The organism is Elusimicrobia bacterium HGW-Elusimicrobia-1 (assembly GCA_002841695.1).
Classification (GTDB): domain Bacteria; phylum Elusimicrobiota; class Endomicrobiia; order PHAN01; family PHAN01; genus PHAN01.
Window position 1 is genome coordinate 54,896 of the sequence record PHAN01000003.1, and the last position, 20,435, is coordinate 75,330.

Annotated in this window: 23 protein-coding genes and 1 tRNA gene; all 24 read left to right on the top strand. The window is 53.5% G+C overall.

The genetic code is table 11. The features are described 5' to 3' along the window. The first annotated feature begins 64 nt into the window (after nt 1-64). The 24 genes from CVU77_02225 to CVU77_02340 all read left to right on the top strand — a co-directional run bounded on the left by CVU77_02225 (nt 65) and on the right by CVU77_02340 (nt 20,395). A complete protein-coding gene (locus CVU77_02225) occupies nt 65-1,417 on the top strand; it encodes a GTPase ObgE (protein PKN01777.1) in 1,353 nt (450 codons plus the stop codon). Continuing rightward, nucleotides 1,401-2,678 carry a hypothetical protein gene (locus CVU77_02230; protein ID PKN01778.1) on the top strand — a complete coding sequence of 426 codons (1,278 nt, stop codon included), beginning with the start codon at nt 1,401-1,403 and terminating at the stop codon, nt 2,676-2,678. Before CVU77_02225 ends, CVU77_02230 begins: the two co-directional genes overlap by 17 nt. A gap of 4 nt (nt 2,679-2,682) precedes the next feature. Then, complete coding sequence (locus tag CVU77_02235; GenBank protein ID PKN01779.1) at nt 2,683-3,063, top strand: hypothetical protein; 381 nt, start codon at nt 2,683-2,685, stop codon at nt 3,061-3,063. A gap of 80 nt (nt 3,064-3,143) precedes the next feature. Then, nucleotides 3,144-4,130, top strand: a complete 987-nt coding sequence (locus CVU77_02240) for a hypothetical protein (protein ID PKN01780.1) — start codon at nt 3,144-3,146, stop codon at nt 4,128-4,130. A gap of 152 nt (nt 4,131-4,282) precedes the next feature. Continuing rightward, a complete protein-coding gene (locus CVU77_02245; protein PKN02020.1) occupies nt 4,283-5,611 on the top strand; it encodes an 8-amino-7-oxononanoate synthase in 1,329 nt (442 codons plus the stop codon). A 19-nt stretch (nt 5,612-5,630) separates the two neighbouring features. Next, nucleotides 5,631-6,758 carry a hypothetical protein gene (locus CVU77_02250; GenBank protein ID PKN01781.1) on the top strand — a complete coding sequence of 376 codons (1,128 nt, stop codon included), beginning with the start codon at nt 5,631-5,633 and terminating at the stop codon, nt 6,756-6,758. Nucleotides 6,759-6,762: 4 nt separating this feature from the next. Further along, entirely contained in the window at nt 6,763-7,929 is a 1,167-nt protein-coding gene (locus CVU77_02255) for a threonine synthase (GenBank protein ID PKN01782.1), read from the top strand. 15 nt (nt 7,930-7,944) lie between these two features. Then, nucleotides 7,945-8,604, top strand: coding sequence for a hypothetical protein (locus CVU77_02260; GenBank protein PKN01783.1), 660 nt, complete (start codon nt 7,945-7,947; stop codon nt 8,602-8,604). A 120-nt stretch (nt 8,605-8,724) separates the two neighbouring features. Further along, on the top strand, nt 8,725-10,290 hold the full coding sequence (locus tag CVU77_02265) for a sodium:calcium symporter (GenBank protein ID PKN01784.1): 1,566 nt from the start codon (nt 8,725-8,727) through the stop codon (nt 10,288-10,290). Between the two features lie 114 nt (nt 10,291-10,404). After that, a complete protein-coding gene (locus CVU77_02270) occupies nt 10,405-10,701 on the top strand; it encodes a DUF3467 domain-containing protein (protein ID PKN01785.1) in 297 nt (98 codons plus the stop codon). 25 nt (nt 10,702-10,726) lie between these two features. Continuing rightward, a complete protein-coding gene (locus CVU77_02275) occupies nt 10,727-11,992 on the top strand; it encodes a hypothetical protein (protein ID PKN01786.1) in 1,266 nt (421 codons plus the stop codon). Between the two features lie 5 nt (nt 11,993-11,997). Next, entirely contained in the window at nt 11,998-12,723 is a 726-nt protein-coding gene (locus tag CVU77_02280) for a hypothetical protein (protein PKN01787.1), read from the top strand. Next, entirely contained in the window at nt 12,701-13,138 is a 438-nt protein-coding gene (locus CVU77_02285) for a Holliday junction resolvase RuvX (protein PKN01788.1), read from the top strand. Before CVU77_02280 ends, CVU77_02285 begins: the two co-directional genes overlap by 23 nt. Then, nucleotides 13,135-14,157 (top strand): endolytic transglycosylase MltG, encoded by a 1,023-nt coding sequence (locus CVU77_02290; protein PKN01789.1) that lies wholly within the window; start codon nt 13,135-13,137, stop codon nt 14,155-14,157. The genes CVU77_02285 and CVU77_02290 overlap by 4 nt, the downstream gene beginning before the upstream one ends. A 132-nt stretch (nt 14,158-14,289) precedes the next feature. Further along, nucleotides 14,290-15,033 carry a hypothetical protein gene (locus tag CVU77_02295; protein PKN01790.1) on the top strand — a complete coding sequence of 248 codons (744 nt, stop codon included), beginning with the start codon at nt 14,290-14,292 and terminating at the stop codon, nt 15,031-15,033. An 88-nt stretch (nt 15,034-15,121) separates the two neighbouring features. Further along, nucleotides 15,122-15,760 (top strand): cobalamin biosynthesis protein CbiM, encoded by a 639-nt coding sequence (locus CVU77_02300; GenBank protein PKN01791.1) that lies wholly within the window; start codon nt 15,122-15,124, stop codon nt 15,758-15,760. After that, the gene (locus CVU77_02305; GenBank protein ID PKN01792.1) at nt 15,757-16,053 is read left to right on the top strand and encodes a hypothetical protein; all 297 of its coding nucleotides are present in this window, start codon (nt 15,757-15,759) and stop codon (nt 16,051-16,053) included. Before CVU77_02300 ends, CVU77_02305 begins: the two co-directional genes overlap by 4 nt. A gap of 15 nt (nt 16,054-16,068) precedes the next feature. Then, nucleotides 16,069-16,710: a hypothetical protein gene (locus tag CVU77_02310; GenBank protein ID PKN01793.1), complete on the top strand. Its 642-nt coding sequence runs from the start codon at nt 16,069-16,071 to the stop codon at nt 16,708-16,710. Next, nucleotides 16,623-17,462, top strand: coding sequence for a cobalt ABC transporter ATP-binding protein (locus CVU77_02315; protein ID PKN01794.1), 840 nt, complete (start codon nt 16,623-16,625; stop codon nt 17,460-17,462). Before CVU77_02310 ends, CVU77_02315 begins: the two co-directional genes overlap by 88 nt. A gap of 64 nt (nt 17,463-17,526) precedes the next feature. Beyond that, nucleotides 17,527-17,599, top strand: a tRNA-Gly gene (locus CVU77_02320). A 145-nt stretch (nt 17,600-17,744) separates the two neighbouring features. Further along, complete coding sequence (locus CVU77_02325) at nt 17,745-18,371, top strand: site-2 protease family protein (protein ID PKN01795.1); 627 nt, start codon at nt 17,745-17,747, stop codon at nt 18,369-18,371. Then, nucleotides 18,368-19,396, top strand: a complete 1,029-nt coding sequence (gene trpS / locus CVU77_02330; protein ID PKN01796.1) for a tryptophan--tRNA ligase — start codon at nt 18,368-18,370, stop codon at nt 19,394-19,396. The genes CVU77_02325 and trpS overlap by 4 nt, the downstream gene beginning before the upstream one ends. Then, a complete protein-coding gene (locus tag CVU77_02335; GenBank protein PKN01797.1) occupies nt 19,393-20,205 on the top strand; it encodes a segregation/condensation protein A in 813 nt (270 codons plus the stop codon). Before trpS ends, CVU77_02335 begins: the two co-directional genes overlap by 4 nt. After that, nucleotides 20,198-20,395, top strand: a complete 198-nt coding sequence (locus CVU77_02340; GenBank protein ID PKN01798.1) for a 50S ribosomal protein L35 — start codon at nt 20,198-20,200, stop codon at nt 20,393-20,395. The genes CVU77_02335 and CVU77_02340 overlap by 8 nt, the downstream gene beginning before the upstream one ends. The last annotated feature ends 40 nt before the right edge of the window (nt 20,396-20,435 follow it).

Sequence of the window (20,435 nt, forward strand, 5' to 3'; positions counted from 1 at the left end):
ACCATAAACCCGCGCAGTAGTTACCTTTCTTCGTCATCGTAGTTGCTCCTTTGCGAGCGTACGCATGAAAAACCCTGATAAAGAATCGGCATCTTTGAATCCCGTGAGCGGCTCTGCCGTCGCGCGGACGACCTCAGTCCGGTCCCCGGGAAAATCCACCGGAGCTTTCATCGATAAGGCGTTGATAGTAGTCGCCGGCGGGCGCGGCGGCGACGGTTCCATGAGTTTCCGCAGGGAAAAATACGTGCCTTTCGGCGGGCCCGACGGAGGAAACGGCGGGCGCGGCGGCGACGTATGGCTTGAGGCGACCGACCGGATGTCCTCTCTGCTGGATTTCAAATATCGTCCGAGATTTACGGCTGCCGACGGCGGAAAAGGCTCCTCGTCCGACAGAACGGGGCCTTGCGCCGAAGACCTTATAATAACCGTTCCCGTCGGAACGATAGCGCGCAAGAACGGCGAGGTGTTGGCTGATTTGAGCGCTCCGGCGATGAGGGTTTTGGCCGCTCGCGGCGGCAGGGGCGGCCGCGGTAACAAGTCGTTTAAGACGGCGATGAATACCGCGCCCCGTATCTACGAAAAAGGCCAGCCGGCCGAGACGTCGACCCTCGAACTCGAATTAAAACTTATCGCGGACGTAGGCATTATAGGCATTCCCAATGCCGGCAAATCGTCCATACTTTCCAGAATCACTTCCGCCCGCCCCAAGATTGCGTCTTATCCTTTCACGACACTTTCGCCCAATCTTGGCGTCGCGACGATACGTTCCAGAAACGTGGTATTTGCCGACATTCCCGGTCTTATCGAAGGCGCCCGCGACGGAAAGGGGCTGGGGCACGATTTTTTAAGACACATCGAAAGAACCGGACTTCTGCTGCACGTGATAGACGCGTCCGGGTCTTCCGGCGACCCGCTGGAAAATTATAAAACCATTATCGCCGAACTTGGCGCTCATTCCAAAGAGCTCATCAAAAAACCGACGGTCATCGCGCTTAATAAAATGGATGTTCCCGAAAGCGCCCGCGCGCCGGCTCTTTTCCGCAGGCGATTGAAGGGCAAAAAGATATTTCCGATTTCGGCCGTTACGGGCGAAGGTCTGGCGCCGCTGTTGGACTATTGCGCCGAGCGCGCCGCCGAAAGGACGGTAGCGCCGCCGGTTGCGTCCGACGACCGCCGGACGAGAAGATTTACGTACGAAAAGCCGTTTGTCGTCGAGCGGAACGGCGACGTCTGGGTTTTATCCGGCAAAAGAATCGACGATCTTGCCGAGATGACGGATTTTGCAAACGAGGAAACCCTCGTGCGCTTTCAGCATATAATTAAAAAAATGGGCATAGATAAAGCATTGGAGGCCGCCGGCGCCGCGGAGGGCGACACCGTCCGTATAGGTTCCAAGGAATTTGATTTTGAGCCCTGACCCACGGACGAAAAAGTTTTTTTATCGGGCGCGCCTGGTTTTTTGGTGCGCTCTTATTTTTTATTTTTCATCCGTGCCGTATCTTAAAACCGATCTCGGCGTATGGGACACCATTCTTCGCAAAATCGCCCACGCCGCCGTATACGGGCTGCTTTTTGTTTTCGCGCGCTCCGCTTTCGCGGATTCTTCGGTGAACATCGCCGGCGCAACCGTCCGCCCGCGCCGTTTTGAACTCGTATGGCCGGTTTTATTTAGTATAATATACGCCGTATCCGACGAATATCACCAGACGTTCGTGCCCGGCCGTTCGGGCTCTGCCGCGGATGTTCTTATAGACACTTCCGGCGTTGCGTTGGCGGTTTGGCTCGAAATTAAAGGACATACCGCAAGGATAAACCGTTTTTTCCGGGAAATGAAGCCAAATCGCGCGATTTTTCTTTTTCTGCCGATCTTGCTGGCCGCAGTTCTGGCCGTCAAACTCCTTTTTTTCGGCGCGAGCCACGATTTTATGCGCGCTGCAAAACTTGCCGAGGCGGGCCGCTATGTAGACGCCGCAGTCCGGTATGAGCGCTTCGCCGACCGTCGGCCGTCTCACCGGCTTGCGTCATCCGCGATTTTTGAGGCCGCCGGAATTTACAATTTTCAACTGCGACTTCCCGCAAAAGCGGCCTCTCTTTACAGACGCGCCGAAGCCGATTATTCGTCCGACCCCGCGCTGCTTGTCCGGGCCCGCGCGGGGCTTTTAAGATCACCGGACTACTTTCCTCTTATCGACGGAGCCCAGTGGGTCGAAGGGGACTCGGCTACCGGCGGCGCCAACATGAAAGCGATATGGTCGGCGCACGAGGTCTCGACCGGAGTTTTCCGCGTCGACAAAAAATTCTTTGCCGGTCCCATGGTAGTGACCACGCGCAGCGTCTATTATGCCGTTTCCGGCTATGCCCTGCTTGAAAGTCAGTCGAGGCCGGATTCCGGTTCCGCCGTTTTTCTCGAACACCCGATTTATCACGGAAAAAAATGGTCCCGCCGCGACGGCGCCAGGGTAGCCGGGATTACGGTGGAGTTCGTCCCGACTGCCGTAAAAGTAAGGGCCGGAGTGTTCGGCGAGTGCATAAGAATAGGCGAAAAATATACCGATTCTCCCGGCGTAATCAGATACAGCTATTACGCTCCCTACGTCGGATGGGTGCTCACTACCATTTCCGGTTCCCGCGGGGAACATCGCAACAGCGAACTTATAACTTTCAAACTTCGGGGATAAAACTATGAACAAAACCTCTGAGTCGCCGCTGCCGTCCATGGCATCGCCGTCGGCGGCCATCGAAAAAAGAAAACACGCGCGGCATATACTGGTGTCTCCCGTAAAAATATCCGATTCGGACAAAACGAAGCAGGGACTTATACGGAATATATCTTTTTCCGGTCTGGGGTTAGAGTCGTACGAAATTTTGTCCATCGACAAAAAATACCGTTTCATTTTTTCAACCGGCGGATTCGTAAAGATAAAAGCGTTTGCCCGCATTAAGTGGTCGAGCGAGGCCTTCGGCAAGCGTCTTTACGGCGCGGAATTTGAGGCAAACAGATTATTAACGCGCCTTAAGATTTGGCTGTTGGTCCGCCGGATAGAGGGCAAAAGGATTTTCTAAAAAATTCCGGCACTGACCCCGCGGACATCGGTAATGTCGACGGGCGGCCTGTTTTTCCGGCGTTTTACCTAAATTATCCGATGAAAAGTTTTCTTGTCACAGGCGCGGGCGGTTTTATAGGCACCCGCATAACCGAAACGCTTTTGTCCCGCGGACATAAAGTTTTTTGTCTTGTCAGAAATCTTGCGCGTGCCGAACATCTGACACAAATGGGAGCCGTTGTCGTGAGGGGAGACGTTACCGACCCTGTTTCGCTGCGCGCCGTCATGGAAAAACCCGCTTTCGGCGAAGGCCGTCCGGACGCGGTGATAAACTCCGCCGGAGTGCTCCGTTCCCGCGACATGGCGCGCTACTACGCCGTCAACAGCGCAGCCGTCGCGTCTATGGGCGCCATCGCGCGGACAATCGGAACGAAAGTCGTTCATCTATCGTCGCTGGCGGCCTTCGGGCCGTCGGAGCCGGGAAAACCGCGGCGTCTCGGCGACAGGCCGTCGCCCGTGTCGGTTTACGGCAGAAGCAAATTAGACGGCACTTTGGCGCTTGCGGCGTCGGGAGCGCGGCACTGCGTGATTGTGCCGTCGGCCGTCTACGGCCCCCGCGACAGGGACATGTTTTTTTTCTTCAAAGCCGTTTCGCTGGGAATAAGCGTGTCGTCGCGTCCTCCCCGCTTTATAAATATGAGTTTTTCCGAAGATGTCGCGCTGGCCGTAGCCCTTGCCGCCGAGACCGACCGCGCCGACGGCAAAACCTATTACGCGGCCGACCCGAAGGAGTATTCATGGAGCGATGTCTGCGAGATTATAGCCGCGGCGGCCAAAAAAAGCGTTTTGCGGGTGATAGTTCCGGATTTCATTCTATCCTCTGCCGCCCTCGTTTCCGAAAAAATATCGTCGGCGCTGGGAAAGGACGCGGTGTTCAACACCGATAAGGCCAATGAGATGCTCCGGCCGGCATGGACATGCTCCGGCGTCGAAGATACGCAAAAGGATTTGGGTTTTAGAATGACGGATTTTGCCGACGGCGCGGCAAAAACATATAATTGGTACAAAGAAAACCATTGGCTTTGAAATTAATATGAGGCCATTGAAAAACTCTTGTCATGTCATTCCCGCGAAAGCGGGAATCCAGATTTCCTGTCAGTGATGGATTCCCGATTAAAGCATTCGGGAATGACAAAATGGTTCAAAAATACTTTTTCGACGGGCTCAATGTAACATCAATGGATATATTTAACAAGTGTTCTAAGTTTACCGCCGCCAAGGAAATTATGGCGGCCAACTTGTATCCCTACTTTTTAAGGGTGGATTCGGCCCAGGGCCCCACCGCCATAGTGGAAGGCCGCGAACGGGTTGTCATTTGCTCCAATAATTATCTGGGGCTCGCGAACCATCCCAAAGTCAAGGAAGCCGCAATCGCGGCCGTCAAAAAATACGGCACGTCCTGCACCGGTTCCAGGTTTCTCAACGGAACTATAGATATGCACCTGGATGTGGAGAGAAAACTCGCCCGATTTGTAGGCAAGGAATCGGCCGTGCTTTTTACGACGGGACATCACGCCAATCTGGGCGCCATATCCACGATCGTAGGCAAGGGCGATTATGTTCTTACCGACAAACTCGACCACGCTTCAATAATCGACGGCTGCCGGCTTTCTTACGGAGAAATGTTGCGCTTCCGGCACAATAACATCGGAGATCTCGAACGCCTGCTTGCCGCCCGCAAGGACTCGGGCAAACTTATCGTCGTAGACGGTGTTTTCTCCATGGAAGGCGACATCGCCGACCTGCCCGGAATAGTCAAACTCGCCAGGGCTTACAACGCCAGGGTTCTTGTCGACGACGCGCATTCGCTGGGCGTTCTCGGGGATAATGGCCGCGGCACATCGGAACATTTTAAGCTTGAAAGCGAGGTCGACCTGATAATGGGGACGGCCTCGAAGTCGCTGGCTTCAATAGGCGGATTTATCGCCGGCCGCGAGGAAGTCATACATTACATCAAGCATATTTCGCGTTCGCTGATATTCACGGCTTCGCTTCCCGCGTCGAATACGGCGGCCATTGCCGCGGCCCTCGACATCATAGAGAGCGAGCCGGAACGAAGAGAGCGGCTCTGGCGCAACGTAAGAAAAATGAAGAGTGAATTTACGCGCATGGGTTTCGACACCGGCAATTCGAGCACCCCCATAATACCCATTACCGTCGGTGAAAATATGGCCGCTTTCCAGATGTGGCGCATGCTTTACGACGGGGGAATATTCGCCAGTCCCGTGGTCGCTCCCGCAGTGCCCGAGGGCCACGCCATAATAAGAACAAGCTACACCGCGGCGCACACCGAGGAAGATTTGGATTTTGTGCTCGAAAAATTCGCCAAGATCGGCGCGGATCTGGGTATCATTTCCGGAAGGACGGCGGTATCGGCGTCCGGCCGGCTCAAAAGACCCCGCGGTCGCGTTTCCACCGCGAGGTTCCGGCGTATCTGGGGGCGTTTCAAAAATCTCGGCGTCAAAGAAAAAACACAGTCCTGGATCAAAAAAATATGGAGAGCGTAGGTCCTTCCGTTTTTAAGAAATGAATATCCTACCCGTGGAAACCAAGCAGGATCTTAAAGATTTCGTGGAGTTGCCCTGGAAGATTTACGCCGGCGATCCCGCGTGGGTTCCGCCGCTTAAATCGGAAGTTCGCGACATCCTCGACGAAAACAGGAATCCTTTCTGGGAGCACTCTTCGCGCCGGCTTTTCATTGCCCGCGACGAGGCGGGCGCCGTCGTCGGGCGCGTGGCCGCCATTGTCGACGACAATTTTGTGGAGTTCCACGGTGAAAAAACGGGCTTCTTCGGTTTTTTTGAGTCGATAAACGATTCCGCCGTCGCGCGCGCCTTGCTTGAAACGGCGCGTGGGTACCTCGCCGCCCGCGGAATGAAAAAAATCATAGGCCCCACCGCGCCTTCCACCAACGACGAAATGGGTTTTCTCGTCGAGGGTTTCGACACTCCTCCTTTTATAATGATGCCGCACAATCCGCCGTATTACAAAAATCTGGTCGAGTCGTCCGGATTCACGCCGGCGAAAAATCTTCTGGCGTATCTTATGACGGAAGAAAACTCGCCCAAGGCGCGCATAGAGCGGCTGGTCGCCGCCGTCAGAAAAAAAGAGCCGTTTTTGACTGTGCGTCCCATAAATCCGCGCGACTTCGCCGGTGAAGTGAAGCGTATATGGGAAATCTACAATAACGCATGGGAGAAAAACTGGGGTTTCGTGCCGTGGACGCAAAAAGAGTTTGAGGCGCAGTGCGCGAAATTAAAGCCCCTGATGATTCCCGACCTCATTCTGCTGGCCGAGATAAAAGACCGCCCCGTCGGTGTTTTGGCGGGCGTTCCGAATTATTCCGAAGTGCTCAAAAAAATAAACGGCCGCCTCGGTCCCATCGAGCTGATCAAATTTCTTTACTACAAGACCAAAATAAAAGCGATGCGCGTAATGATAATGGGTGTCACAAAAGAATATCGCAACAGAGGCATAGAAGGCGTAATGTTTTCCGAAATTATAAAAAACGGCCCAAAGCACGGCATATTGACGGCCGAGATGTCGTGGATACTCGAAGACAATATAATGATGCGCCGCGCGGCCGAGATGCTCGGCGGATATATCTACAAAAAATACACGGTTTTCCAAAGCGATATCGAGCCGTCCGTCTGACGATATGAGCGAAAAAAAATTTTCTGACACCCCCGCCTCCGCAAAAACGTCGAATTATCGCGGGCTTATAGAACGTTACCGCGATTATCTGAGCGTTTCCGGCAAGACGCCGGTGGTCACGCTTCTTGAGGGCAATACACCTCTTATCCGCGCGTCAAACCTTGCCGCCGAAATCGGGTTTTCCGGCGAGATTTACCTTAAATACGAAGGCATGAATCCCACCGGCTCCTTCAAAGATCGCGGAATGACGATGGCCATATCCAAGGCCGCCGAAGCCGGATCCTCGACGGTAATCTGCGCTTCCACGGGCAATACTTCGGCTTCCGCGGCGGCCTACGCCGCGCGGGCCAAAATGCGCTGCGTGGTGCTCATCCCCGACGGAGCCATCGCTCTGGGCAAACTTTCGCAGGCGCTGGTTCACGGCGCGGAGGTCTTCGCCGTAAGCGGTAACTTCGACGAAGCGCTCAACATAGTGCGGGAACTCTCGGAAAAATATCCGCTCACGCTGGTCAATTCCGTCAATCCTTACCGCATCGAGGGGCAGAAGACGGCCGCCTTCGAGATAATCGAGACGCTCGGCCGCGCGCCGGACTTTCACTTTATACCGGTGGGCAACGCCGGAAACATCACCGCTTACTGGAAGGGCTACAAAGAATACGCCGACGGGAAATTCTTCATAGCCGCCGCTTCTGCGCCCTATCCCCTATCCACTATCCACTATCCACTGCCTCATATGATGGGCTTTCAGGCCGAAGGCGCCGCGCCCATCGTAAGGGGCGCGCCGGTAGCCAAACCTGAGACCGTCGCGACCGCCATAAGAATAGGAAACCCCGCCTCGTGGCGGCAGGCCGTCGAGGCCAGAGACGAGTCGCTCGGCGCGATAGACATCGTGACCGACGACGAAATTCTGGCCGCCTACAAACTGCTGGCTCGGTCGGAAGGCGTGTTTTGCGAACCCGCCTCCGCCGCATCCGTGGCCGGCCTGATCAAATACAAAAAAATCATTTCCGATTCCGGCGGCTCCGACGGCAAAGATTCCCCGGTCGCCGTCTGCACCCTTACCGGCCATGGTCTTAAGGACCCCGACTGCGCCGTCAAGAATTCCTCCCGTCCAATGTCGGTTCCCTGCGACGCGGCGAAAATCGTTTCTCTTTTGGGGATAAAATCATAGTTAATCGTGAATAACATGGGGGGACATCTTTATATTTTTCTCGATGAAGGCGGCAACCTTGATTTTTCCGCGCGGGGCACTAAATATTTTGTTATGACCGCCATAGTCAAGACAAGACCTTTTGATGCTTACAAGGAACTCGCCGAAATAAAATATGACTTGATAGAATCCGGGCTGGATTTGGAGTATTTTCATGCCTCCGAAGACAGGCAGATAGTCAGAGATGTTGTATTCAGAGTGATTAAAAAGCACTTGGACGTGATTTTGGATAGTTTGGTAGTAGAAAAAAGAAAGGTCGATCCCGTATTGCGGGCGGAGGAAAGATTTTTCCCTGAAATGCTGGGTTATCTGTTAAAATATGTATTGGGTTGTTGCGAATTATCGGGATATGATGAGATTTTAATATTTACCGACGCCATTCCCTTAAAGAGAAAAAGGGAAGCCATAGAGAAAGCCATCAAAAAAGTGCTTAAAAGAGTTGTGCCGCCGTTTACCAAGTACAGAATTTTCCACCATGCCTCAAAGTCCAGTTATGATTTACAAATAGCGGACTATTGCAATTGGTCGATTTTTCGCAAATGGGAAAGCGGCGACGCAAGGTCTTACGATATTATATCTTCTGCGGTAAGAAGCGAATATGACATATTCCGTGCAGGCGGGCGTTATTACTACTAAAAATTAAGACCGCCCCGACTACCCTTGCGGGAGAGCCCCATGGGCTCTTGTCATCGGAGCGGTACCTTTTGACGATAGTGTATAAAATTGGCAGAGGATTGTCAAGTTGTGTATCAAAAAATGAAACAGCGCGAAAACTGGGGCTCCAAGCTCGGCGTTATATTCGCCGTCGCCGGCTCGGCGGTCGGCCTGGGAAATTTCTTAAGATTTCCCGTGCAGGCGGCCCGCAACGGCGGCGGCGCTTTTATGATTCCATATTTTGCCGCGCTGATTTTTCTGGGCATCCCTCTTATGCTCATTGAATGGACGGCCGGACGTTTCGGCGGCGGATTCGGCCACGGCACGGCTCCCGGAATATTTCATTCGATGTGGCGCAAGAACCGCTTCATCAAATATTTCGGCGTCATAGGCATTTTCGGGCCCGTCATAATTTTCATCTATTATACTTATATCGAGTCGTGGCTTCTCGGATACGCTTTCTTTTCCCTCGTCGGGAAATACACTCCCGCGACCGCTTCTATGGAAACAATGAAAGAATTTCTGAGCGGCTATCAGGGCGCGCCCGGGAACCCTTATTTCGGCGGTCTGAGATGGGCGTATCTTTTTTTTGTGCTGACTTTTACGGCAAACATTGTCGTGGTTTATTACGGCATAAAAAATGGTATCGAAAAACTCGCCAAATGGGCTATGCCGATATTATTCGTGCTCGGCGCGATAATAACCGTCCGTGTTCTTACTCTGGGAGTCGTCGACCTTGCCCGACCGGAGCGCAATCCCGTAAACGGACTCGGGTTTCTCTGGAATCCGGATTTCTCGCAGCTTAAAAGCGCCAAGGTCTGGCTTGCCGCCGCAGGGCAGGTTTTCTTCACGCTTTCCGTCGGAATAGGCGTGATACTTACTTACGCGAGTTATCTTAAAAAACGCCAGGACGTCGTGCTTTCGGGCATTACATCGGCGATGACAAACGAGTTCATAGAAGTGGTGCTCGGCGCCAGTATAGTGATACCCGCCGCCGTAACTTTTTTCGGAGTCGCCGGAGCGACCGAAATAGCGGGCAGCGGTTCGTTCAATTTGAGTTTCGTCACGATGCCTATGATTTTTACGCGGATCCCGATGGGAGCGCTCTTTGCGTTTATGTGGTTCGCGCTTCTGTTCCTGGCGGGAATCACGTCGAGCGTTTCACTGGCCACGCCGGCCATATCGTTTCTTGAGGACGAATTCGATATTTCAAAAAAAGACGCCGTAATGATTTTTGCCGCGGTTACTTTTGTATTGTGCCAGCCGGCGATTTTCCTTTTGGGACAGGGCGTCGTCGACGAAATGGATTTCTGGGGAGGGACTTTTTGTCTTGTGCTGTTTGCCGCGATAGAGGCGGTGCTTTTTTCGTGGATATTCGGGATTGATAAGGCGTGGGATGAAATGCATCTGGGCGCCGACATCAGAGTGCCGGGGTTTTACCGCTTCATCATAAAATATATTACGCCGGTTCTTTTGCTGACGATTCTGGGCGCGTGGTTTTATCAGGAAGGACTCGACGTGATACTTATGAAAAACGTCGCCGAAGCAAACCGCGCCACTGTGCTTTATACAAGGATAAACCTCGCTTCGATTTTCGTGATTCTGTGCGTTCTCGTCAGAACGGCGTGGCGCAGGCGGGAAAAAATGACAGCCGCGGGAAATATATGAAACCTTCGGGATGGGCGCTTTTAATTCTTTCGTGGAGCGTAATCATAGGGTCTCTGACGTTTTGTTTTTATAAAATCTTTTCTGCAAAATCCGACGACAAAGGGGAAGACGACAATGGAAACCAAGAATGAAAAACAGATTCAGATAGAAATCGACGACGCCGTCGCGCAGGGCGCCTATTCGAATCTGGCGCTCATATCTCATTCGGAGAGCGAAGTGGTGCTGGATTTCGTTTTCGTGCAGCCGCAGGCCCCCAAAGCCCGCGTCCGCTCGCGCGTGATAACGTCGCCTTTGCACGCGAAACGCCTGCTCAAGGCCCTTGAGGAAAATCTTAAAAATTACGAATCGCGTTTCGGCGAAATAAAAATGCCGCAGCAGGATCAAAACAAGCAGGTCGGCTTCCTGAATTAAAAAAAGGCCGGCATTTCCGCCGCGTATGACAATGAGAATAGAAATTATTTCCGTCGGCACGGAGCTTTTGGAAGGGAAAGCCAATTCCGATTTGACCCGTCTCGGCGACGATATTTACAAATCCGGCCTCGACGTCGCAAAGGCCGTTGTCGTGGGAGATTCGCGCCCCGAGACGGAGAAAGCCGTTAAGGACGCCCTCGCGTCCGCCGATGTCGTAATAATTACAGGCGGCCTCGGCCCGACTTTCGACGATATTACCGTCTCGGCCGTCGCGGCCGCTCTGGGCAGGACTACGTATCTTGACCCCGCCGTGCTCGAAAAAATAAAACAGCGTTTCGCCAAACGAAATCTCGAATATAATCCCGCGGCCAACGATTCGCAGGCGCGCATAATTTCAGGCGCTCGTCCCGTCGATAATCCGCACGGGACCGCTCCCGGGCAGATTATCGAAATAGCAGGCAAACCTCCCAAAATACTGGCGTTGCTGCCCGGTCCGCCAAGGGAGATGCGGGCAGTGTACGAGAATGGCATTGCGCCTATTTTAAGGGCGCGCGCCGCGACATTAAGAAAAAATCTTACCCTCAGAATATGCGGTTTGAGTGAATCGGCGGTGGACGCGAAAATCCGCAGAATAGTCGAAGATGAAAGCGTGACGGACAAGGGTCTTCTTAAATTTACGATACTGTGCCATCAGGGTATTGTCGATATAAAAATAACCGCCGCGGAATCCGACGAACTGCTGCTCGACGAAATGCTGCATAACGTCCGCGCCGAATTTTATAAGGCGCTGGGCGACAATATATTCGGAGAAAACACCGACACCCTCGAAAGCGTCGTCGGACGGCTGTTGATGAAAAATAAAATGACACTCGCCGTGGCCGAGTCCTGCACGGCCGGTCTCATCTCGGCCAGAATAACTAATATTCCCGGAAGTTCGTTTTACTTCCGCGAGGGCTTTGCGGTATATTCCAACGAGTCCAAGATAAAACGTCTGGGCGTTAATCCCGCTACGATAGAAAAGCACGGCTCGGTGTCGCGTGAAACGACAGCCGAACTGCTCGACGGATTAAAGAAAAACGCTTCGGCCCATTGCGGCATAGCCGTCACCGGTTACGCCGGGCCCGTCGGCGCCGGCGGCAAGGAAAGCGGTCTTGTTTACATCGGGGTTTTCACGCCGCTGGAGACCGCCGTCGCGGAATACAGATTCTCCGGCAGCCGCGGCGATGTCAGGGAACGCGCCGTCATATCCTCCCTGGATATGCTCAGAAAGTTTCTTTTGAGGATAAAATAACGCTTATGCGTTTGATAATAAAAAAATATGAGGCGATACTTTTCGCCGCGACTCTGCTGGTAGCGGTTTTCGCCGCTTCCGGCGTGCGTCGGAGCGACATCGTAACGGGGCAGGCGCATGCCACACCCGCCATTCCTTCCGCCGGCACGGTTGCGTTGACTTTTGACGACGGCCCGCATCCCGTCTATACCGCGCAATTGGCGGCCAAACTTAAAAAATACGGCGTCCCCGCCACGTTTTATCTGGTGGGAAAACAAATAGAAAAGCATCCGTCGCTGACGGCTCTTCTTGCCGAAAACGGTTTTGAAATAGGCGGGCACACTTATTCGCACGACAATCTGACGCTGTTGGACGAAGCGCGGGTAATTTACGAACTTGAAAAGACCCGAATCCTCATAAGACGGCACGCATCCGTGGATTCCTACGGTTTTCGTCCCCCCGGCGGCCGCCACGACGAAAGAATAAGGCGCATCGCCGATGGTATGGGATACAGAATGGTTTTGTGGGACATCCTGCCGAAAGACCACGAAGACATATCGAGCCGCGACATTGCCCGCCGGGTTTTAGACGGCGTAAAGAGGAATCACGGAGGCATTGTTCTGCTTCATTCGGGGAAAGCGTCCACCCTTGAGGCGCTCGACGATATAATACCGGCGCTTCTTGCCGAAGGTTTCAAATTTTCCGCCGCCGGCGCCCTCTCGGAAACAAATGCCCAGAATACTGGCGATTGATTACGGTTCTAAAAATATGGGCATAGCCGTCTCCGATGCCCTGGGGATGACGGCGCAGCCGCTGGTCACTTACAAAAGAATTTCCTTCGAGCGCGACATTGAGTATGTGAGCCGCCTTGCGTCGGAGTATTCCGTAGAAAAAATCGTCATGGGACTGCCGGTGCATCTCGACGGCCGCGAGAGTGATTCCTCGCGCTCGGCTCGGGATTTCGGCGAGCGCCTGACGGCTTCCGCGGGGGCGGGCGTGGAATATTTCGACGAAAGAATGACGACCTCCGTCATCGACAGAATGCTCATAGAGGAAGCCGACGTCTCCCGCGCCAAAAGAAAAAAAGTCAGGGATAAACTGGCCGCCGTTCTGATACTCCAAAACTATCTGGATTCCAAAGCGATTACCGACGACAATACGTTATGAAGCGGAACCTCCCGCCCACCCGCGATTTCAAAATCTCTTTTTCGTTTCGCCTGCCGTCATCCGGCAGATTCTCCGCGACTCTGACCGCGCTTGTTCTTGCCACCGCGTTATATTTTTTCTACGCCGCGGTGATTGCCAACGATCTGGAGACAAAAATACTGGTCGATATTCCGCGTGATTCGACAGCGGCGCGCGCCTCGCGCATTCTTGCGGACCGCGGCGCCGTGAAATCGCCGGGGATTTTCAGATATTGGCTCAAGCTGGCGCGCGCGGAGTCGCGCATAAAAGCGGGGGTTTATGAGATTGCGCCGCGCGAATCCGTTTTCGGCGTGGCGTCCAAAATCGTGAGGGGCGATAGTCACAGGATACGGCTTACAGTTCCCGAGGGTTACGAGGCGGCGCGAATAGCCGCGCTTGCGGAATCCTCCGGCCTCGGCGCCTCCGCGGAATTCCTTGCGTATGTCGCAAAAAATGGTCTGGAGGGGTATCTGTTCCCTGAAACTTATTTTTTTGATTACGGCTCGACCGCCGAGGCCGTTGCCCGACGGATGAAAGAGGAATTTGATCGCAGGATAACGCCGGATATGCTTGAGCGCGCCAAAGAGACGGGACTTGATTTGCGGCGACTGGTAATTCTGGCATCCATCATCGAGAAAGAAGCCACGAAAAACGATCGCCGTCTGGTATCCGCGGTGTTTCATAATCGTCTGAAAAGAAGGATGTATCTGGAAAGCTGCGCGACCGTGCTTTACGCTCTCGGAAAACATAAAGATCGGCTGATTTACGCCGACCTCAGAGTAAAATCGCCGTATAATACCTACCTTAATTACGGTTTGCCGCCCGGACCGATATCGAATCCCGGCATGGAGTCCATTATGGCGGCGCTTTATCCCGACGACTCCGCCGCTCTGTTTTTTGTCGTCGACGAAACATCGGGGACGCATATTTTTTCCCGATACTACAAAGATCATCTCGGTGTGCAGAAAAAACCCGCCGCACAAAAAACGACCTCCCGCTAATGCCGGCAAAAACGATTATTGACGGACTTGACATGCCGCAAAAAAAATGTTACAATTTCCATAAACGTAATATTTGGAATCATCCGCGACGGGTTGTGTCCGCGCGCGGAATATCAAATTAAGGAGGCATAGATGAAAAAAAATATGATTGTGGCGGCGGTTCTGACCGTTGCTCTTTCGACCGCTTCTTTCGCGGGCAGACCGTTTTTGACCGAGGACGCCCCTGTTTCGGATGTCGGAGTCGTCGGCGTGGAACTTGGCGCGGACTATAAAACGCCGATTTCGGAGGTTGACTCGAATTTTGTGTTCTACGGCGGGATACTTCCTTCTCTCGAACTTTATCTGGAGGTGCCTTATACCGGATTAGGAGGGGGCGCACCCGGGAAATTGGAAGTTTTTAACGTCGGGTCGAAATACAATCTATTCAAAGTCGGCGAGGAACAGATTCTCACGCTGGTGTTCAATATTGCCAATCTGCCGAAAAAGTGGTCGTCGCTTTCTTATGGCGCGGCTGCGGCGGCATCCAAGAATATCGGATTTCTTACCGTGCATTCAAACCTTGGATTCAGTTTTTTGTCGGGAGAAAATAATGATTATGTTTTTGATGGTTACATCTGGGGTGTTGCCGTCGAAAAGTCGTTATCCGAAACTTTGACACTATGCGGAGAGGTTCACTCAGGGAGCACTCTTTTTGACAAGGCGTTCGACGATAATCACGTTACCGGCATGGGTGGCGTAAGATGGTCGCTTAATCAGAAACTTTGTCTGGATTTCTCGGTGCGGCTACCCCTTACCTCTGCCGCCGAGAATCGCGCCGAGGACGGCGCCCCGACGGAAAAAGCGCATTATGTCGTCGGTCTCACTTATGAGTTCTAGAAAATCCGGCGCTGAAACCATTTATTTACGCCGGGGCGCTTGAAGATTTGATTTTCAAGGATTTTGAATATGGAGGTAAAATAATAATATGCACATACCCGACGGCTTTCTGGCCAAAGAAGTTTTTATTCCTCTGATGGTGGTTTCCGCTCTCGGGGTGGCCGCCGCGTCCCGCTCGGCTTCCGGTCGTTTAGGGGCTCGCGCGGCGCCCCTCGCGGGGGCTATGGCCGCTTTTGTCTTTGCGGCGCAGATGATAAACTTTCCCGTGGGCGCCGGCGTTTCCGGACACTTTGTCGGGACGGCTTTTCTTGCGGCTGTTTTGGGCGTACCGTCGGCGATTCTTGCCATGACGGCCGTCCTGGCTGTGCAGGCCTTCCTGTTTGCCGACGGAGGAATCGCCGCCCTGGGCGCCAATATTTTTAATATGGCGATAGTCGGAGCCCTTGCGGCGGGCGCGGTTTTTTCCGCCGGTCGACGGTTTATGCCCGATCGCGCCGCGGTTTTTGCCGCGGGCTTTTTCTCGACGGTGGCCGCTGCGGTTTTTTGCGGAATCGAGCTTGCCGCCTCCGGAGTCGCCCCTGCTCTGCCGGTCGTGAGCGCGATGGCGCTTACGCACGCCGTAATAGGACTTGCCGAGGGCGCCATAACCGCCGCCGCCTACTCCGCGGTAAAAAAAACGTCGCCTGAAATATTGGCCGCGGCGGCTCTTGAAGGGAGAGCGCAATGAGCGTATCCGCCAAAAAAATTACGATATTGTTCGCCGTCGCCGCGATTGCGCTGGCCGCGCTGTCTTTTATGGCTTCAGGGCTGCCCGACGGACTGGAAGCCGTGGCCGAACATTTCGGTTTCGCCGGGATGGCTGCAGAGTCGATCAAATCTCCCGCGCCCGGTTACGTTTTTCCGTCGATAGCCGATGAAAAAACTTCGGGGATTCTGGCAGGGTTCTTCGGCGCCGCGATGGTTTTTGCGCTGAGCGCGCTGGGCTTTCGCCTGGCCGCGGGCAAAAAAAGACCGCGCTGAACGGCATTTCAAATTATGCGCAAATCTGTCCGCTTGCCCTCCATCGACGGCAAAACGTCAATTCTCCCCGGATGTCCGGCGAATTCCGGCTCGGGCGTTCCGAACTCCGTCGACCCGCGCTTAAAACTTGCCGCGCTGATAAGTTTTGTGCTTGCCGTCAATTTGACGCGCCCGTCGACAATTTATTTCGCGCTGTCTGTGGCGGTCGTTTTTTGCGCCGCGGTATTTGCGCGCCTCGCGCTCTCGCGCTTCGCCCGAAGATTTTTTGCGGCGGCATCGTTTGCCGCTCTCCCCGCAGCCGCCGGCTACGTCGGAGGCAATTTCGACGGCGCGAGAATCGCCGTTGTTTTATCCAAATCGTGCGCGTGCATCGCCGCCGTTTCGATTTTTTCGTCGGTGACGACTTTCGGCGAGACCGTCAAAGCGATGGGTAATTTCGGAATGCCGCGGGGAGTTCTTGCGGTGGCTGTGTTTCTGCACAGGTATTACGCTGTCGTAGCCGACGAGCTCATCAATAAAAAATACGCCTTGGCCCTGCGCCCCCGCTTTTTTCTCATTAAGACCTACGGATACGCGCTCGCCGATATTTTTGGCCGCAGTTACAAACGCAGCGCGGCTATTTCGCGTTCCATATCCCTTCGCTCGGAGGGTTTTTGAATCGGAATCCTGCGTCATCGTCATCGGCGGAATCCTGTTTGTCTCCGGCCGTTTCGGCGGATGAACTCCGCTACGCCTATCCGGATACCGGCCATAGCGCTGTTGACGGCGTAAGTTTCAGTGTCGCGTCCGGTGAAACACTCGTGGTCGCGGGTCCTAACGGAGCCGGCAAGACGACGCTTCTTATGATGGCGGCGGGCCTTATCGAGGGCGGAGGTTGCGCCGGCATATTCGGCGTCCGCGCTTCGCCGGCCTCGCTGCCGCGCTACCGGCGGCGGCTTGGTTTTCTATTCCAGAATCCCGACGAGCAACTTTTTATGCCTACGGTTTTCGACGATGTGGCGTTTTCTCTTGCCGACGACAAACTTCCGCCCGAAGATGTCGGCCGCAGAGTTTCGGATGCGCTTGCGCGCGCGGGTTTTACGGCTTCCGCGGCGACATCTCCGCACAATTTGAGTTTCGGCGAGAAAAAACGCGCTGCGCTTGCCGCCGCTCTTGTGACAAACCCCGACATTCTGATTCTTGACGAACCGACACTTGGCCTTGACCCCCCGTCTAAAAGAGATTTTATTGCGCTTCTCGGCGGGATAAAGGCCTCAAAACTGATATCAACCCACGACTTGGAATTAGCCGGACGTCTGGCCGATAAAATCTTGTTTATTGAAAGGGGAAAATCAGTTTTTTACGGACCATCCGGCGAATTCTTCGCCGGTTCCCTTTCGTCCGATTTCTTCGGCGACCCCCGCCCCTGAATAATCCATCCCGCCGCATTTGACAATACAAGGGCATTTTGTTATAATTCCCGACGTTAATGACGCGGGCGTAGTTCAGTGGCTAGAACGTCTCGTTGCCAACGAGAAGGTCGTGGGTTCAAGTCCCATCGCCCGCTTTTCTTTCGTCCTCAAAACGGCCGGCCGCGCTTATCGGAGCCGGCTTTTTTAATGCAGTGATTAGTGGATAGTGGTCAGTGGTTAGTAAAAACTCTTTTTTGCTTCTACTCGCCACTAATCACCAGTCACTAACCACTCAAACTTATGACCTGGCTATATCAGATACCCATACTTCTTTTCTCGGTAATACTTCACGAATACGCCCACGGCTGGATGGCCGAGCGCAAAGGCGACGATACCGCGCGCGTAATGGGACGTCTCACGTTCAATCCTTTGGCGCATATCGATCCCGTAGGAAGCGTGCTGTTGCCGCTTATCGCCGCGCTTACCGGCGGACCTCTTATCGGCTGGGCGAAGCCGGTGCCCGTCAATCCCTACCGGCTCAACGACCCGACTCGCGATATGATGTGGGTCGGCGCGGCCGGACCCGTTTCCAATCTGCTTTTGGCGGTGGTCTGTTCTTTCGCGCTTTTTTTTCTGAAATTCGCGGGCATTGAGGACAAGCTGATATATTCTTTTCTGGGTTATGCTGTAGTGATAAATGTTCTTCTGCCGGTTTTCAATATGGTGCCGGTGCCGCCCCTCGACGGCTCCCGCGTCCTGTCCGGACTTTTGCCGTCGCGCATCGCTTACGAATATATGAAAATCGAGCCGTACGGAATTTTTATAATTTTCATACTGATATCGTCGGGCTTTTTCTGGCGGCTCATAATGCCCGCGGTATATGCCATAGTCGGCCTCCTGGTGGGGTGGCACACAATGATAATATGAGTAAAAATTTTGAGGTTTTATCAGGGAAAGAACGCATACTTTCGGGTATGCGCCCGACGGGTAATCTGCACATAGGTCATTTTTGGGGTGTGCTTGAAAACTGGCGGCGGCTCCAGGAAAACAACGATTGTTTTTTTATGGCGGCCGACATCCACGCGCTGACCACCGAGTATGAGCGTCCCGACGCCATCGCCGCGGCTTCTATTGAAATAGTGAAGGACTGGCTGGCCTCCGGCATGGATCCGCGAAAATCCGTTATTTTCCGTCAGTCCGACGTAACCGAGCATTCCGAACTTCATCTGTTGCTGTCCATGATAACCCCGCTGGGATGGCTTGAGCGCTGTCCGTCGTACAAAGAACAGTTGCGCGAGTTGGCGGGACGCGACCTTCACACCTACGGTTTTTTGGGCTATCCGCTTCTTCAGGCGGCCGATATTCTGGTTTATAAGGCCACCGCCGTTCCCGTCGGAGAAGACCAGTTGCCGCACATAGAATTGACCCGCGAAATCGCCCGCAGATTCAATTCGCTTTACGCCGGAAACAAACCGGTTTTTCCGGAGCCCAAATCGATTGTTACGCCGTCGCCCAAAGTGCCCGGCACCGACGGGCGAAAGATGTCTAAATCCTACGGAAACGCCATCGAACTCTGCGACGAGCCGCCGGTCTTGAAAAAACGGGTGAACTCAATGTTTACCGACCCCGTAAAAATAAAAATTGACGACAAAGGCCACCCCGACGCCTGCGTGGTTTTCGCGTTTAATAAGTTGCTTAATCCTTCGGTTTCCGCGTCGCGCGAAATTTCCTGCCGCAATGGCGAAACCGGCTGCGTCGAATGCAAAAGAGAATTGCTCGCGCTTCTCGACGGGCTGCTTTTGCCCATACGCGATAAAAGAAAGACGATAAAAAATTCGGACGCCGCCGACGTTCTGTCCGACGGCGCCGTCAAGGCGCGCGCCGCCGCCGCCATCGTCCTGGAAGAGGCCAAAAGAGTTATGGGTCTTGGTTCCTCCACGCTAAAAAAATGACATACGAAGTCCACATTCCGATTTTTGAAGGGCCGCTGGATCTTCTGCTCCATATCATCAAAAAAAATGATATGGATATACAGGAGGTCAAGGTTTCCCAGATTACGCAGGAGTTCCTTGAATACGTTAATCTGATGAAAGAACTCAACCTGGACTTGGCGGGCGAGTTTCTGGTGATGGCGGCCACGCTTCTTGAAATGAAGTCGCGTTCGATGCTGCCGTCGACCGAGGAAGAAAGCCAAGAGCCCGAGATGTTTGCCGATCTTAAAGAGCGGCTTACGGAATACCAGAAATACAAGCAGATCGCCTCGGTTCTGGCCGGCCACGAAGAAAAAAACCGCGATATTTTCTACCGCTCCCGCCCGGAGTTCTCGACGGACGATTACACCCTCGACGTTTCGCTCTTCGACCTGCTTGACACTTTCAAACATGCCATAACGATACTCCCCGACGACGTCAAAAAAATCGTTTACGAGGAAATACCCATTGAGCGCAGAATCACGGAGATACTCGAAATTCTACGCGAAAAAAGATTCATTCCGTTTAAGGAACTTTTGCTCCGCGAAAAAACGCGCATGGGCGTGGTGGTAAGTTTTCTGGCCGTTCTGGAACTTACCCGCCTCGGTCAGATAATCGCCCGCCAGAAAGAGACCTTTGGCGAAATTCGTATCTATTTGATAGAATACAAGCCCGACGAACAGGGAGCCGTTTCCGACGGCGAACCCGCTCCTGCGGATGCCTCCGTATCCGCGGAAACAGAATCGGCCCAAACCGATACCGAACCTCAACAGGGAGAATCCAATGCCTAAGATGAAAACGCACAGCGGCGCGAAAAAACGCTTTTCGGTCACAAAAAACGGCAAGGTAAAGCACAGAAAAGCCGGTTTAAGACACCTTTTGACAGGAATGAAGGCATCGCGCGGAAGACGTCTTCACAAAACCGGTATTCTTCATACCGCGTCCGCCGCAGCCATACTGAAAAAATTGCCGTACGCCTGACGAAAGGCAGTGGTTAGTGGATAGTGAATAGTGGATAGTA

Coding starts and splice junctions, on each gene's coding strand:
- CVU77_02225 (PKN01777.1), top strand. CDS start 65: ATGAAAAACCCTGATAAAGAATCGGCATCTTTGAATCCCGTGAGCGGC.
- CVU77_02235 (PKN01779.1), top strand. CDS start 2,683: ATGAACAAAACCTCTGAGTCGCCGCTGCCGTCCATGGCATCGCCGTCG.
- CVU77_02240 (PKN01780.1), top strand. CDS start 3,144: ATGAAAAGTTTTCTTGTCACAGGCGCGGGCGGTTTTATAGGCACCCGC.
- CVU77_02245 (PKN02020.1), top strand. CDS start 4,283: ATGGATATATTTAACAAGTGTTCTAAGTTTACCGCCGCCAAGGAAATT.
- CVU77_02250 (PKN01781.1), top strand. CDS start 5,631: ATGAATATCCTACCCGTGGAAACCAAGCAGGATCTTAAAGATTTCGTG.
- CVU77_02255 (PKN01782.1), top strand. CDS start 6,763: ATGAGCGAAAAAAAATTTTCTGACACCCCCGCCTCCGCAAAAACGTCG.
- CVU77_02260 (PKN01783.1), top strand. CDS start 7,945: ATGGGGGGACATCTTTATATTTTTCTCGATGAAGGCGGCAACCTTGAT.
- CVU77_02265 (PKN01784.1), top strand. CDS start 8,725: ATGAAACAGCGCGAAAACTGGGGCTCCAAGCTCGGCGTTATATTCGCC.
- CVU77_02270 (PKN01785.1), top strand. CDS start 10,405: ATGGAAACCAAGAATGAAAAACAGATTCAGATAGAAATCGACGACGCC.
- CVU77_02275 (PKN01786.1), top strand. CDS start 10,727: ATGACAATGAGAATAGAAATTATTTCCGTCGGCACGGAGCTTTTGGAA.
- CVU77_02280 (PKN01787.1), top strand. CDS start 11,998: ATGCGTTTGATAATAAAAAAATATGAGGCGATACTTTTCGCCGCGACT.
- CVU77_02285 (PKN01788.1), top strand. CDS start 12,701: ATGCCCAGAATACTGGCGATTGATTACGGTTCTAAAAATATGGGCATA.
- CVU77_02290 (PKN01789.1), top strand. CDS start 13,135: ATGAAGCGGAACCTCCCGCCCACCCGCGATTTCAAAATCTCTTTTTCG.
- CVU77_02295 (PKN01790.1), top strand. CDS start 14,290: ATGAAAAAAAATATGATTGTGGCGGCGGTTCTGACCGTTGCTCTTTCG.
- CVU77_02300 (PKN01791.1), top strand. CDS start 15,122: ATGCACATACCCGACGGCTTTCTGGCCAAAGAAGTTTTTATTCCTCTG.
- CVU77_02305 (PKN01792.1), top strand. CDS start 15,757: ATGAGCGTATCCGCCAAAAAAATTACGATATTGTTCGCCGTCGCCGCG.
- CVU77_02310 (PKN01793.1), top strand. CDS start 16,069: ATGCGCAAATCTGTCCGCTTGCCCTCCATCGACGGCAAAACGTCAATT.
- CVU77_02325 (PKN01795.1), top strand. CDS start 17,745: ATGACCTGGCTATATCAGATACCCATACTTCTTTTCTCGGTAATACTT.
- trpS (PKN01796.1), top strand. CDS start 18,368: ATGAGTAAAAATTTTGAGGTTTTATCAGGGAAAGAACGCATACTTTCG.
- CVU77_02335 (PKN01797.1), top strand. CDS start 19,393: ATGACATACGAAGTCCACATTCCGATTTTTGAAGGGCCGCTGGATCTT.
- CVU77_02340 (PKN01798.1), top strand. CDS start 20,198: ATGCCTAAGATGAAAACGCACAGCGGCGCGAAAAAACGCTTTTCGGTC.